A 14,401-nucleotide genomic window follows, 5' to 3' on the forward strand; every position below is an offset into this window, starting at 1 on the left:
AAGAACAGATATATTGAAAAACGACCTATTCCTTAGAGCCTTAAAAGGTGAAACCGTTGACAGACCACCGGTATGGATGATGCGCCAAGCAGGGCGCTACCTACCCGAATTTATTGAAATTCGGAAAAAATACGATTTCTTTACCCGATGCCAAACACCAGAACTTGCCTCTGAGATTACAGTGCAACCCATTCGAAGGTTCGGTATGGATGCTGCTATCCTTTTTAGCGATATTTTGGTCATCCCACAGGCTATGAACATCGAAGTGCAAATGAAACCCAACTTCGGACCTTATTTGCCAAATCCTATACAAACCCAAAAAGCTGTGGATAACGTAATTGTCCCAGACGTTCATGAAACGCTTAATTATGTAATGGAGGCCATTACCATGACTAAGGAAAAGTTGAACAACGAGGTTCCTTTGATAGGTTTCGCCGGTTCCCCTTGGACCATACTTTGCTATTGTGTACAAGGACAAGGCAGTAAAACTTTTGATAAGGCCAAGGAATTCTGTTTTACACAACCCCTTGCCGCCCATCAGCTTCTGCAAAAAATAACCGATACTACCATCGCCTATCTGAAGGCAAAGGTGAAAGCCGGTGTTAATGCGGTTCAGGTTTTCGATTCATGGGGAGGCATGCTTTCCCCTACTGATTACCAAGAATTTTCTTGGAAATACATACAACAGATCATCGATGCATTAAAAGATGAGGCTCCGGTCATTGTCTTTGGTAAAGGCTGCTGGTTTGCCCTGGGTGATATGGCCAAATCAGGTGCTGCCGCTTTGGGTGTAGACTGGACCTGCTCGCCAAAAAACGCCCGTTATTTAACAGGCGGTAATATTACCCTCCAAGGTAATTTTGATCCTGCCAGGTTGCTGTCACCTCCTTCTGAAATCAAAAAAATGGTAACCCAAATGATCAATGAATTTGGTAAGGACAAGTACATTGCGAACCTAGGTCATGGCATCCTACCGAACATACCGTTAGAAAACGCAAAAGCCTTTATCGATGCGGTAAAAGAATACAAAAGCCCTGTCTAATACTATATACCAATTGTTTTAATGCTTCTTGATTCCGGTACGTATAACATAGAACCCATTCAAGGCAAAGATGCCTGGAAACTCTGTGATTTCGTCATATCAAATGCTGAGCGCCTTAAACGCTATTTCCCTAAAACCCTGGAGCAAAATTCAACACCAGACCTCGCTGCTATTTTCGTAACAAAAAAAGTAAATCAGTATTCCGACAAAGAAGAATTCCTTTTTAAACTCACGGAAAAGGAGCATCGCACAATTATAGGACTCGTTTATATCAAAAATACCGATTGGGACAATAAACAGGCGGAATTAGCCTATTGTATTGGATATCAATACGAAGGTAAAGGATTTATAACGCAATCCGTTAAGGAATTAGCAACATATGCCTTTGAGCATTTAGGCTTAACCACCCTACAGATTGTTGTCCATAAAACCAATATGGGAAGCGTAAAAGTTGCAAGAAACAACGGTTTTACTTGGCAGAAAACGCTACCAAAAGAGCATACCCCACCTGGTGAGGCCCCTTTGGATATGGAACTTTATGTATTGACCAATAGGGAACATAAGTTCAGCTAAAGACCCACAAGGTTTTGAAAACCTCGTAGATCTACAATAAAATGGATAAGTTGTCGTATCGAATTATAAGTTATTCCCCACACGAATAGAAAATAGTCAATAATGAAACTGGAAAAATTGGAAAAAGACACCTATTACCATGTATATAACAGAGGTATAAATGGTGGTGTTATTTTCAAAAACCAAGAAAACAAACGGTATTTTCTGGAACTGGCCAATAAATATCTGTCCAAGAAAGTAGTTATACTGGCCTATTGTCTTATGGACAATCATTACCATATGGCTATTCGCACACTTGCTGATGAAAAGTCCATTACACAAGCATTTTCGAATCTTTTCAATGCCTACGCCAAAGCTTTCAATAAACGGGAAGGGAGGACAGGTAGTCTGTTTGAAAAACATTTTAAGCGTATTCCGATCAATGATGAGGACTATTTAAGAAACTTGATTGTCTATATCCATCTAAATCCCCAAAATCATGGTGTTTCTAAAGATTTCAGCACTTTTGGATTTTCTTCCTATCATTTATTTAAATCAAATAATCAAGAAGAAGTATTGAAGGTAAACAAGAAAGAAACTTTGGCGCTGTTTGAGGATGTGAAGAATATGGAATACGTGCATTATAAAAAATTAGGCAAATCTATTGAACTATCAGACCTACAAGGTGTTGAAAACCTTGCAGGTCTAGCCAAAGGAAAAGCATCCAACATGAATCAAATAAGTGAGAGTGAGGAAAACAAAAATGCCCCGCGAGGTGTCGTCGACGAAGGAGACCTCCCTGTAGGTCTAAATTCCACCAGAGAAAGGCAACCTGGGAAACAAGTAGCTACTAACAAAGAAGGCCAAGGGGAATCAGACCTACAAGGTGTTGAAAACCTTGCAGGTCTAGCCAAAGGAAAAGCATCCAACATGAATCAAATCAGTGAGAGTGAGGAAAACAAAAATACCCCGCGAGGTGTCGTCGACGAAGGAGACCTGCAAGGTGTTGTCAACGAAGGAGACCTCCCTGTAGGTCTGAACAAATCCGTAACCCGAGACAAATTCTACAAATACATCCAAGAATTACAAGAGACTATCACCAAGAGACTCGAAGATGTTGATGGCAAGGCCAAATTCCAAGAAGATCTATGGAAACGGCCCGAAGGCGGGGGTGGCCGCACAAGGGTCATCGAAAATGGAGCTGTCCTTGAAAAAGGCGGGGTGAATATTTCCGCTGTACATGGGGCTTTACCCGAAAGTATGCAAAACTACTTTGGTGTTAAGGATGCCGATTTTTTTGCCTGTGGCCTGAGTTTGGTATTACACCCTAAAAGTCCAATGGTACCAACGGTACATGCCAATTGGCGTTATTTTGAAATGTATGATAAAACCGGTCAAATTGTAGATCAATGGTTTGGTGGCGGACAAGACTTAACTCCGTATTACTTGTTTGATGAAGATGCCTCGCATTTTCATTCGGTATGCAAAAAAGCGTGTGATGCCCATCATCCAGAGTTTCATGCAAAGTTTAAAAAGAAATGTGATGATTACTTCTGGAACACCCATAGAAATGAGGCCCGTGGCGTTGGCGGACTCTTTTTCGATTATTGTAAAGCGGATGAATCCATGAACATGAACGATTGGTATAATTTTGTGACCGAGGTGGGAAACAGCTTTTTAGAAGCTTATGTACCAATCGTTATAAAAAGAAAGAACCTTGAATACAGTCAATCACAAAAGGATTGGCAAGAGATTCGACGCGGAAGATATGTCGAGTTCAATTTGGTACATGACAAGGGAACCCTATTCGGCTTAAGGACCAATGGCCGTATAGAAAGTATATTGATGAGTCTACCCCCACAGGTACAATGGCGATATGACCATCATCCGGAACCGGATAGTGAGGAAGAACGACTCCTAAAGGTATTGGCCCAACCTAAAAATTGGATTGCGTAGCATTATCATGGGGAAAAATATCTATTTAATCGCACTACTCTCAATCTTTGCTTTTACGTCCTGCAAAAAGTCAAAACGTACCAAAAGCGATATCGATATCGAGTTTACCCAAGATACCTTGGAGGTCGGTTACACGTATTGGTGGCCAGAATCGGGCCCATTCTTGGGACAATGTGGTGATGAGCTCTCCTTGGTTTTCAGTGGTACCATCACAAAACTCCTCGAACCTAACGATGATGCCGGGCCCTTGTATAATTCACAAAAAGGATTCATTCAAATTGACGAAGTATATAAGTTCAAAGACTTAGGGCCCAACACCTATGCCAATCAACAGTTCTTTGTTTCCGATTGTTTTGAAGGATTAAACTTGAACGTAGACGACAAAGTACTCGTTTTTTGCTATGATTACGAAAATGACCTGAGCATTCCTGGCGGTAAATCCATTTTAAAACTAAAATCGACGGATGACCCTCTTATTACATCCATTAAAAAATATATCGATTCCGACCAGAATCCGACCAAAATCAAAAAGGATAGGAAATTATGGGAGCAATATGGTCTCGGTAGTGCCCTGGATAGGATATTGGAGTGTGCCGAATCAGCCTCCCAAGACGAATAGGTCAATGCCAAATAACACTTTTCTTGGTTTTCTCCCCTTGGGCGTTGGACATATGGAACATTCGAGCCTTTAAAAGCGCTTTTCTTCCCTGTAAATGTCGCGTGTAGAGCAGCTTCGCATTTCCAACAGTCCTTTTCCAATGCTTTAAAAACAACGCTGCATGTTGCTTGTTTTCCCCAAAGCGTTCAGGAACCACCAAATAGCGCTGAACACCCATAAATCTTCTTAACCAATCCCCTCTTAAAAGTAAGTAACGCGGATTTTCAATCGGCGCAATAACCTGTTCCAGTGCATTTATGAATATGGTGCTTTCGTAGGTTGACATACCTTTGGGCACACAAGACACCGTGCCCCTTCCATCCAAGGAAACCACAATTTCCAAATCGGCCATATTGCTGGTCAAAAATCCAAGTTCATTCATGGTGTAAAGAACCGCCCAGCCCATTTTTTGAACATCTTTGTGCAAACGACCATGGTTGATGTATAACTTGAACACCTTAAAGGCCTTGACACCAAAACCAAATAGCAAGGCTGAGATAAGTGTATATATAAACTTCATCCACCCTCCATGGAGTAAAATATTCAAATGCTTTAAGATGAATTCCGGGACAAAGTAACCCAATGCGATAGACAATTCCAGAAATCCGAATAAGACCATATCCCGATAATGTAATCTTTTTTGCACCTGATAGGAATTCCCTCCCTTATAGAAAGATTTAAGTTCTTTTACCAGCCCGGTACCACTTCCGATAGCTTTTTGCCAATTTTCCCGAATGTTATTTCTGTTTCGGGCAAGGTCAGTACTCATTCGATTGGTTTTTTCAACTTCGTCCCCCACTTTGGGGATTACCAAATCCAGACGGTCCATCCCATTGGTTATCCGCAAGGGTTTTGAATTCGAAATCCCCATAAAAGCGGTAAACCGCCTATTTAATGTTTCAAGATCCTTCCCTCCTTCCTCATCCGATGGATCCAAGCAAATCAGATGCCAGATTACGGCAGTCTTATCCGGGTTAGGGGCATAGCTTCTAATCGCCCTACCCCGCATTTGGTTTGAGGTTACAAAGGAACCCACCGAAGATGCTAAAACCAAGGTGTTTATTGCGGGTGCATCCCAACCTTCCCCTAAAAGGGATTTGGTACCTATCAGTGTTCGTACCCTACCTTTTTGAAAAAGATCCGTTATGATCCCAACCAGTGTTTCGGATACTTTGTTCTTTGCTTTTATTGCCACAAAATCCAAATCAGGGGCGATAGGCTTATGTGTAAAATTGGAACCCCCAAGGGTGTCACAAATGATTTTAAAAACCACCTTGCTTACGATGACCAAACTTCCCGTAAGAACAGCCATCGAGGATGGATCATGAAGAGCAATCCTTAATCGATGGAATATAGGCAAAACCCCTAATTTACTTATCTCCGACACGCTGTCATCGGCTGTTTCCAGATATTCTTTCCGAATATAATCCGTAAGTACGACAGCCCGTAAATGTGCCCCCATTTCCACTTCAGCCGCGGCAACAATTTGCACTATGCTATTGAGTTTCCCCGGGCTGTTCGAAAGCGTACGGTAAAAAGATTCATTTCCAATTAGATCTACCCGATGGGTTTTTAAAACGCCTATTTTCCGCAATCTTTTTTCCAGTGCCTTAAGCCCTTCATCCTTGGCAGTTTCATGATTACGTTCCTCGAATAAAATATAATTGAGGAGTATGGCGGCCCAATCATTCGTAAAAGCCGGGAATTCTATGCTATCTTTCCTTTCAAAGCCTAAAACCTTTAACTTTTGTCGTGGAATTTCAACACCAATGGCATGTAAGAATATCAATAGGGCTGAAAAAAAGGAAGGCTGTTGATAAATTTCAGGTAAAGAATCCCCTGTGTTCACATAAAACCGGTGATTCATCAAGCGATCAATCAACCAAGTATCCGTTTTTAAACCTTGGACCATTTCGGCAACCTTAAGCCTAAAGGCAACTATAAAATCTATCGTCAATTGATCGGGAAGTGAAAAATGCACAAAATCCTGATGGGGACATAAATCCCCTTCTTTCACCAAATTGGGTATAGCAATTTCATCATCTACCTCACCACAGAGGTCAAAATACCTTTTCACCTCGGCCTGACTACTATCAAAAGGAGGTGTGGCCGTTAATGCCACAACCTTCAGTTCTTGATCCTGTTTTAGGGCAAATAGGCACTTCCACCATTCATTTTTAAGATGATGTGCCTCATCGAGCACAATGGTCTTTATTCCCTGCTTATTAAAAAACCCAAGGAATTCAGATTCAGAAGCCATTCTTTTATAAAATGCATGCAATCCCTGATAGGTACTTAAGGTAATGTCGGAAGGCTTGTCCATAGCGAACGAGACGTTCCCAAAATCCCCATTTTCGGTAAAATATTGCTGCAGTCTTTCTTCCCACTGGTTCCTAATGGTCAATGTTGGGGCCAAAACCAAGGTTCTATTCCCGATTTGTCTCAATATTTCAAGTCCTAGTAGGGTTTTTCCCGATCCTGGCGGGGCAATCACATGAAGGTGGTTGTCTGCCATATGGGTGGAAAGATTCCTTAAAAAAAGCCCTTGATACCGCCGCCAGGGAAATCTAAATTTTAAACTTTGAAAGCTTGCAACCAAATGACAATCGATTAATTTTGATAAAGGTAGTTATTCAACGCAAAAGCATATATTTTATTGGGTCAAAGGCCTTTGCTAAAACACATTTTCTTTACTTTGTATATTATTTGGGTCGTATGGAATCATATGACTCCAGTGGCAAAATACTATTCGATTAATTTTATTATAAAAAGCTGATTATGTATCCTATTATTAGAAATAGAAGACTACGCGCATCAGAATCCATCAGAAGATTGGTTCGTGAAACGATTATAACCCCCGATGACTTTTTAGTCCCTTTATTTGTCGTCGAAGGCAAGAACGTAAAAGAAGAAATCCCTTCGATGCCCAACTACTTTCGGTTTAGCTTGGACAACCTTGAAAAGGAAGTGAAAGAACTTTGGAAAATGGGACTTTGTTCCGTACTCCTTTTCGTTAAGGTTCCTGAAAACCTAAAGGATAACAAAGGTACAGAAGCGTTGAATGCCGAGGGATTGATGCAACGTGCGATAAAAACGATCAAGAATGCTTGTCCTGAAATGTTGGTCATGACCGATGTGGCCCTTGACCCCTATTCCTCTTATGGTCATGATGGTGTGGTGTCTGACGGACAAATACTGAACGACGAAAGTGTGGAGATCTTGACCGAGATGGGTCTATCCCATGCCCAGGCCGGAGCTGATTTCCTGGCCCCCAGTGATATGATGGACGGTCGTATTCTTTCCATGCGGGAGGCATTGGAAGATGAAGGCTTTTTCAATACTGGAATCATGAGTTATAGCGCTAAATATGCCAGTGCTTTTTATGGCCCTTTTAGAGATGCTTTGGATTCAGCCCCTGTTGACATCAAGAATGTGCCCAAGGACAAAAAATCCTATCAAATGGACTTTGCCAATCGGTTTGAAGCCATACGTGAAACCCAATTGGATATTGACGAAGGTGCGGATATCGTCATGGTAAAACCCGGACTCGCCTATTTGGATATTGTTCGTGAAATACGCAATGAAGTCGAGGTCCCGGTGGCCGTATATCAAGTATCCGGCGAATATGCGATGGTGAAGGCTGCAGCGGAAAAAGGTTGGTTAAACCATGATGCGGTAATGATGGAACAACTAACCTCCATAAAAAGGGCAGGTGCCAATATCATTGCCAGTTATTTCGCAAAAGATGTCATTAAACTCCTTAATCAGTAAACCGAGTCCATACAATTCTTGGAAAAACAGGAATCCTGTAATTTTAATCTTGATATAAAAATCGTGAACAAAATTATCTTTATACTAATTGGTTTATTTATTTGGAAGGCCCAAGCACAGGAAGGCACACCCATTCCTATGCATATCAATGAGGAAGAAGGGCTAGCCTATGCACCACTTTCAAATATGGGGATGGATTCTACCTTCATCCACACAAAGGTTGACTCAATAATAACCGATGGTATAAAAAACAATGCCTTCCCTGGGGCCCAAGTTTTGGTGGCCAAAAACGGTGCTATCGTATTTCATGAGGCCTATGGTTACCATACGTACGATAGTATTCAGCAGGTTTCGAAAGATGACATCTATGATTTAGCCTCGGTTACCAAAATCACAGGACCTTTACCAGCGATCATGAAGTTGGTGGATCAAGGCAAACTCAATTTGGATGTGCCTTTTAGTACCTATTGGACCGCTTGGAAAAACAGAAAGGACAAAAAAGACCTGACCCTACGCGAAATATTGGCGCACCAGGCCGGACTTACCCCTTATATCGTTTTTCTCAGCAAGGTGATCAAGAAAAATGGCCGTTTGAAAAAAAGATTCATCCATACAAAACCAAGTTCGAGATTCCATAATCAGGCGTACGAGCATTTGTATGTAAAAAACCGCTTTAACCACAAGATGTATCGCATAATCAATAGATCAAAGGTTAGCGATGAAAAGAAATACAAATATTCCGGTCTCACTTTCCTTATTTTCCCCGAGCTCATAGGGCAATTGACTGGGACCCCTTATGAAGAATACGTCTCTAAAAACTTTTATGTTCCCTTAGGGGCAACAACCTTAGGTTTTAGACCCAAAACCAAAAATTTTCCGAATAAGATAGTCCCAACAGAAATAGATACCCTCTTTAGGCATTCCTTGACCCAAGGCTGGGTACACGATGAGAATGCTTCCCTTTTGGGTGGTGTATCGGGTAATGCGGGTTTGTTCGGAACCGCGACGGATTTGGCAAAAATAATGCAGATGTATCAGAATTATGGTACTTTCAATGGTCATCGGTTTATCTCCGAAGCCACCTTGAAAGAGTTTACCCGCATACAATATCCTGAAAATGACAACCGTAGGGGCTTGGGCTTCGACAAGCCCTTGATCGGGAACGACACCCTTGATCTTGCAGCGGCTTATCCCGCACCAGAAGTTAGCCCTAAAAGCTTTGGACATAGTGGTTTTACAGGGACTTTCATATGGGCCGACCCGGAAAACCAATTGGTATTTATTTTTCTTTCCAACCGTGTGTATCCAACAAGGGAAAATCGAAATCTATATAGCCTAAATATTAGGGGAGCAGTGCAACAAGTCTTTTATCAATCGATAATCCCTGATTAACATACAATTATTACTATTTTAGTCAGATAAAACAAACCTATGGGAATACTGTTTTTTTACGCCTTTATCTCTATATTCTTTTCCTTTCTATGTTCCATATTGGAAGCGGTATTATTGAGTATTACCCCAACATTCATCAATCTTAAGAAAAAGGAAGGGAAGTCGTATGCTGAAACCTTGGAAACCCTTAAAAAGGATGTTGACAAACCTTTGATTGCCATTCTCACCCTAAATACGATTGCACATACCGTGGGTGCGATCCTTGTGGGTGTCCAGGCGAAAGTCGCATATGCCGAATTGTACGGCAATGCCCCACGAACCGTTCTAGGTTTGGAATTTACCGAGGACGTAATGGTCGGTGTTGTATCGACCCTTATGACCATTTTGATCTTGGTTGCTTCCGAAATCATCCCAAAAACCATTGGTGCCACCTACTGGAAGCAATTAGCGAATTTTACTTCAAAAGCGCTTCGAATCATGGTCTTGGCACTGAAATGGACAGGACTTCTATGGGTTTTACAATTGTTCACCAAACTCGTGGGTGGCCAAGGACACCATGGTAGCGTCCTTAGCAGGGAGGATTTTACGGCAATGGCCGATATTGCGCATGAGGAAGGCGTTTTTCAAGAGTCGGAATCCATCGTAATCAAAAACCTCTTGAAATTCGATGAAATCTTGGCCAAGGATATTATGACACCAAGAACGGTCATGAAAATAGCCCATGAAAATAAAACGATCAAGGAGTTTTTTGATGAAAACCCCAAACTTCGTTTTTCCCGAATTCCGATTTATAAGGATAAGGTCGATAATATTACTGGATTTGTATTAAAGGACACGGTGCTTGAAGAGATGATCAATGAAAATGGTGACTCCCTCTTAGCTACTATCAAGAGGGATATTTTAGTGGTGAATCGCGATAAACCCATCCCGGATCTCTTTGAAACATTCATCTCCCAAAAACAGCATATAGCCTTGGTGGTTGATGAATATGGCTCTGTGAGCGGTTTGGTTTCCATGGAAGACGTTATTGAAACCCTACTCGGACTCGAAATAATGGACGAAAGTGACAATGTGGACGATCTACAGCACTTGGCACGTGAAAATTGGAAAGTACGGGCAAAACGCCTGGGATTGATCGATGATAACGCCACATTCGAATAATGGAATCGGCATTTGTACATACCCCTTTGGGCATTGCCAAATTGGAAGGCGATGAAAAAGGATTGGCATCCGTGAGTATATTGAATGAGGACGTTGGTACTACCACCATAATTCCCGAAGTTCTTGAAGATGCCGTTTACCAACTCCAGGAATACTTCAGTGGCCAAAGGGAAGCTTTCAGTTTAACCTTGAATGCCGAAGGGACCGATTTTCAAAAAAAGGTATGGACCGAACTTCTTGAAATTCCTTATGGAAAAACGATAAGCTATTTAGCACTATCCAAAAAACTGGGTGATGCAAAAGCCATTAGGGCAGTTGCGGCAGCCAATGGGAAAAATCCATTATGGATTATTGTTCCTTGCCATAGGGTTATTGGCAGTGATGGTTCTTTGACGGGTTATGCGGGCGGACTTCATCGTAAAAAATGGTTGTTAAACCATGAGAGTCCGGCCAAACAACAATCCTTATTCTAAAACTTACCGACCACTTGGTCGGTTCTCCCGACAATTCTCCCAAGATATAAGCCATTTGTGTATTTCATCGACCCAATGACACCTTAAATTGATGTTTAGTGCCTTAAAAGGCTTTAAAATGTCTCACAACACAAACCACCGGGTCGGTTTTGAGTGATTTTGCCACTTTTGCCCTATTACCTTCTATTTCTGATCAAAACCACCTGATTTGGACTTAAAAACATTTCCGATAATTTGTATCTTTAATCTATGCTTCACAAAATCCAATTAGAAAATATCCTGTTTTTAGATATCGAAACGGTACCTGAAGTAGCCGATTACCAAGAACTGGACGATGCTAAAAAGGAATTGTGGGAACACAAATCCCAATACCAACGAAAGGATGAATTTACCGCGGAGGAATTCTATGACCGCGCAGGTATTTGGGCCGAATTCGGAAAGATCGTCTGTATATCGGTAGGTTATTTCCATATGACAGGAAATCTAAGGGAATTCAGGGTAACCAGTTTCCAGGGTGAAGAATCCAAATTGCTTGAGGATTTCAAAACCCTATTGAACACCCATTTTAAATATCCGAAGCATTTGCTTTGCGCCCACAATGGCAAGGAATTCGATTTTCCTTATATCGCACGGCGGATGATTATCCACCGTATAGACCTTCCCTATAAATTGGACCTCTTTGGTAAAAAACCTTGGGAAGTACCCCATTTGGACACCATGGAACTATGGAAGTTCGGGGATTACAAACATTATACCTCCCTAAAACTAATGGCCCATATCCTGGGTATCCCCTCACCGAAGGAAGATATTGATGGTAGTATGGTTCGTGATGTTTATTATGAGGAAAAGGATGTGGATAGGATCGTAACCTATTGCGAACTCGATGTCGTAACCACGGCACAGGTCTTTTTGCGATTGCGCAATAACGATTTATTGGCCGATTCCGAAATCAAGAAGGTTTAATGGCAGCACAGCCTAGTAGGTGCCCGACATTTGGATAACCCCTTTTCCAAAGCCACGATCGGGACTCAACTATTATACTTCAGTTGGATGTATACCGGAAAATGATCGCTATACCCTCCCAAATATTTACTGCCTGCGTACGTTCGAAAGGGTGTTCCCTTGTACTTTCCTTTCCATTCTGTCAATAAATGTTCATCAAAAATATTGGCATGGGCAAAGCTGTGGGTTCCCTTCTCGTAATTAAAGAAATTATGGGAAACGATAATCTGGTCGAACAAACTCCAACTCCGTCTATAATTGGCACTGCCCCTATTGGGCGACCCTAATTTTTCCATAGGATTATACAAGCCCGTACCATCGGTCAGTAATTGGATACTATTGGAACTTGGGTCATCATTAAAATCCCCCATGATGATGAAGTTAGGTTCCGGATGCTCCGCTTCAATTTGTTCCATTTTAAGCTTAATGGTCTTGGCCGCCTCTACCCTTTTATAATCAGTGGCTACATCACCAGTTCTACGGGAAGGCCAATGATTGACGAACACATGCACAAGCTCCTCGTTGAGTTTGCCATGAACATACAGGATATCCCTAGTCGTATCCCTTACCCCCTCCGCGTTATACACCAATAAGGGTATGGGTTCTGAATGCAATACTTCAAAATGGTCATTATGGTACAATAAGCCCGTATCAATCCCTCTTTCATCGGGAGAGTCGTAGTGCACATAACCATAGTCTATATCCTGTAAAGGTCCTGCATTGATCAAATCCTGTATCACGGTTTCATTTTCGACCTCGGCAATACCCACCAAAGCAGGGGGCCGTTCTGTGGATGCCAATCCGATTTCAGAAATGGTCTTGGCCAATTTTAAGATTTTCTTCTTATATCTCTTCGGGGTCCATTTTTTAAAACCCTTAGGCGTAAAATCAACATCCAAGGTATCTGGATCGTGCGTTGTATCAAAAAGATTCTCGAGATTATAGAATGCTATTGTATGAAGACCTTGTTTCTTTTTCTTCTTGAAAAGTGAAAATACCATGCATTTAAGTTAAGGGAATCAAATTTACGAAAATAGCTTGGTCAGTATTATGTAAATTTGCATATTAAATTAGACTATGTTAGAAAAGAAAGCGATAGAATACGAAAAAGTTGTCCTTATAGGGGTCATCAATAAGGAGCAAGATCAAGAAAAGGTGAATGAATATCTTGATGAACTTGAATTTCTTACCTATACCGCTGGGGGAGAGGTCATGAAGCGCTTTGTACAGCGTGTCGATGTCCCGAATCCAAAAACCCTGATCGGTAGTGGTAAGATGCAGGAGGTAGAGGACTATGTGGAAAAAAATGATATAGGCTCCATTATCTTTGATGATGAGCTTTCCCCTGGACAACAACGCAATATTGAAAAACAATTGCGCTGTAAGATTTTGGATCGTACCAGTCTTATCCTTGACATTTTTGCGCAACGGGCCCAGACAAGTTATTCCAGAACCCAGGTAGAGTTGGCACAATATGAATATCTTCTTCCCCGTCTTACGGGATTATGGACACACTTGGAGCGTCAAAAAGGGGGTATAGGAATGCGTGGACCAGGGGAGACCGAGATTGAAACCGATAGACGTATTGTTCGTGACCGTATTTCATTACTGAAGAAAAAGTTATTGAAGATAGACCGGCAAATGGAAACACAAAGGGGCAATAGGGGTTCCCTTGTTCGGGTTGCCCTAGTCGGGTATACCAATGTAGGTAAGTCAACCTTAATGAACGTCATTAGTAAAAGTGATGTCTTTGCGGAAAACAAACTTTTCGCCACATTGGACACTACCGTACGGAAAGTCGTCATTGGAAATCTTCCGTTTTTACTCAGTGATACGGTAGGATTCATTCGAAAATTACCCACACAGTTGGTCGAAAGTTTCAAGAGTACTTTGGATGAGGTTCGGGAAGCAGATCTATTACTACACGTAGTGGACATTTCACACCCTAACTTTGAGGAACATATAGCCTCTGTAAACAAGATCTTGGATGAAATTGACAGTGCAGACAAAAAGACCATTATGGTTTTCAATAAAATAGACCAATATCACCATCAAACCATAGATGATGATGACCTGGTAACCGAACGAACCACAAAGCATTTCACCATTGAGGATTGGAAACGCACATGGATGCAACGTATGGGGGAAGACGCATTGTTCATTTCGGCATTGAACAAAGAAAACCTTGATGAATTCCGCAAACGGGTGTATGATGTCGTCAGGGATATCCATGTCACGCGATTCCCTTATAACAACTTTCTTTATCCAGAACATTTAGACCAATATTAGGCCGTTAAAATCATTAGAAACAGTGCCGTTCATCGGAGAAATCATACCGTTAATTTTTTCACCACATTTTAGGTCGGGTTCACAACATATTTTAGGCGAAATCGT

General features: G+C 41.6%; 12 protein-coding genes. 10 read left to right on the plus strand and 2 right to left on the minus strand.

Annotated features, from left to right (window positions below):
* Positions 1-10 precede the first annotated feature (10 nt).
* The 4 genes from hemE (at position 11) to LX92_RS00555 (ending at position 4,169) form a co-directional block, all read left to right on the plus strand.
* Complete coding sequence (gene hemE, locus LX92_RS00540; RefSeq protein WP_109648330.1) at positions 11-1,042, plus strand: uroporphyrinogen decarboxylase; 1,032 nt, start codon at positions 11-13, stop codon at positions 1,040-1,042.
* 21 nt (positions 1,043-1,063) lie between these two features.
* Positions 1,064-1,615: a GNAT family N-acetyltransferase gene (locus LX92_RS00545; RefSeq protein WP_109648331.1), complete on the plus strand. Its 552-nt coding sequence runs from the start codon at positions 1,064-1,066 to the stop codon at positions 1,613-1,615.
* Between the two features lie 1,014 nt (positions 1,616-2,629).
* Positions 2,630-3,550 carry an oxygen-dependent coproporphyrinogen oxidase gene (gene hemF / locus LX92_RS22680; protein ID WP_223308321.1) on the plus strand — a complete coding sequence of 307 codons (921 nt, stop codon included), beginning with the start codon at positions 2,630-2,632 and terminating at the stop codon, positions 3,548-3,550.
* A 7-nt stretch (positions 3,551-3,557) separates the two neighbouring features.
* The gene (locus LX92_RS00555) at positions 3,558-4,169 is read left to right on the plus strand and encodes a hypothetical protein (RefSeq protein ID WP_109648333.1); all 612 of its coding nucleotides are present in this window, start codon (positions 3,558-3,560) and stop codon (positions 4,167-4,169) included.
* A gap of 1 nt (position 4,170) precedes the next feature.
* Here LX92_RS00555 and LX92_RS00560 read toward each other — a convergent pair whose 3' ends face one another.
* Entirely contained in the window at positions 4,171-6,807 is a 2,637-nt protein-coding gene (locus tag LX92_RS00560) for a DEAD/DEAH box helicase family protein (RefSeq protein WP_109648334.1), read from the minus strand.
* Positions 6,808-6,986: 179 nt separating this feature from the next.
* Between LX92_RS00560 and hemB the strand changes: the two genes are divergently transcribed.
* The 5 genes from hemB (at position 6,987) to LX92_RS00585 (ending at position 11,968) form a co-directional block, all read left to right on the plus strand.
* Positions 6,987-7,979, plus strand: coding sequence for a porphobilinogen synthase (hemB, locus tag LX92_RS00565; RefSeq protein WP_109648335.1), 993 nt, complete (start codon positions 6,987-6,989; stop codon positions 7,977-7,979).
* 63 nt (positions 7,980-8,042) lie between these two features.
* Entirely contained in the window at positions 8,043-9,371 is a 1,329-nt protein-coding gene (locus LX92_RS00570; protein WP_244915914.1) for a serine hydrolase domain-containing protein, read from the plus strand.
* A 39-nt stretch (positions 9,372-9,410) separates the two neighbouring features.
* Complete coding sequence (locus LX92_RS00575; protein ID WP_109648336.1) at positions 9,411-10,532, plus strand: CNNM domain-containing protein; 1,122 nt, start codon at positions 9,411-9,413, stop codon at positions 10,530-10,532.
* Positions 10,532-11,005 carry a methylated-DNA--[protein]-cysteine S-methyltransferase gene (locus LX92_RS00580; RefSeq protein ID WP_109648337.1) on the plus strand — a complete coding sequence of 158 codons (474 nt, stop codon included), beginning with the start codon at positions 10,532-10,534 and terminating at the stop codon, positions 11,003-11,005. Before LX92_RS00575 ends, LX92_RS00580 begins: the two co-directional genes overlap by 1 nt.
* Before the next feature lie 249 nt (positions 11,006-11,254).
* Positions 11,255-11,968 (plus strand): 3'-5' exonuclease, encoded by a 714-nt coding sequence (locus LX92_RS00585; RefSeq protein WP_109648338.1) that lies wholly within the window; start codon positions 11,255-11,257, stop codon positions 11,966-11,968.
* A gap of 65 nt (positions 11,969-12,033) precedes the next feature.
* Here LX92_RS00585 and LX92_RS00590 read toward each other — a convergent pair whose 3' ends face one another.
* The gene (locus LX92_RS00590) at positions 12,034-13,008 is read right to left on the minus strand and encodes an endonuclease/exonuclease/phosphatase family protein (protein WP_109648339.1); all 975 of its coding nucleotides are present in this window, start codon (positions 13,006-13,008) and stop codon (positions 12,034-12,036) included.
* A gap of 76 nt (positions 13,009-13,084) precedes the next feature.
* Here LX92_RS00590 and hflX point away from each other — a divergent pair, with 76 nt between their 5' ends.
* Positions 13,085-14,296, plus strand: a complete 1,212-nt coding sequence (gene hflX, locus LX92_RS00595) for a GTPase HflX (protein ID WP_109648340.1) — start codon at positions 13,085-13,087, stop codon at positions 14,294-14,296.
* The last annotated feature ends 105 nt before the right edge of the window (positions 14,297-14,401 follow it).

This window comes from Maribacter polysiphoniae, assembly GCF_003148665.1.
GTDB lineage: Bacteria > Bacteroidota > Bacteroidia > Flavobacteriales > Flavobacteriaceae > Maribacter_A > Maribacter_A polysiphoniae.

Bases quoted from the DNA above. Each gene is read 5' to 3' on its own strand.
- LX92_RS00555 (WP_109648333.1), top strand. From the start codon at position 3,558: ATGGGGAAAAATATCTATTTAATCGCACTACTCTCAATCTTTGCTTTT.
- LX92_RS00590 (WP_109648339.1), bottom strand. From the start codon at position 13,008: ATGGTATTTTCACTTTTCAAGAAGAAAAAGAAACAAGGTCTTCATACA.
- LX92_RS00585 (WP_109648338.1), top strand. From the start codon at position 11,255: ATGCTTCACAAAATCCAATTAGAAAATATCCTGTTTTTAGATATCGAA.
- LX92_RS00545 (WP_109648331.1), top strand. From the start codon at position 1,064: ATGCTTCTTGATTCCGGTACGTATAACATAGAACCCATTCAAGGCAAA.
- hemB (WP_109648335.1), top strand. From the start codon at position 6,987: ATGTATCCTATTATTAGAAATAGAAGACTACGCGCATCAGAATCCATC.
- LX92_RS00575 (WP_109648336.1), top strand. From the start codon at position 9,411: ATGGGAATACTGTTTTTTTACGCCTTTATCTCTATATTCTTTTCCTTT.
- hflX (WP_109648340.1), top strand. From the start codon at position 13,085: ATGTTAGAAAAGAAAGCGATAGAATACGAAAAAGTTGTCCTTATAGGG.
- LX92_RS00580 (WP_109648337.1), top strand. From the start codon at position 10,532: ATGGAATCGGCATTTGTACATACCCCTTTGGGCATTGCCAAATTGGAA.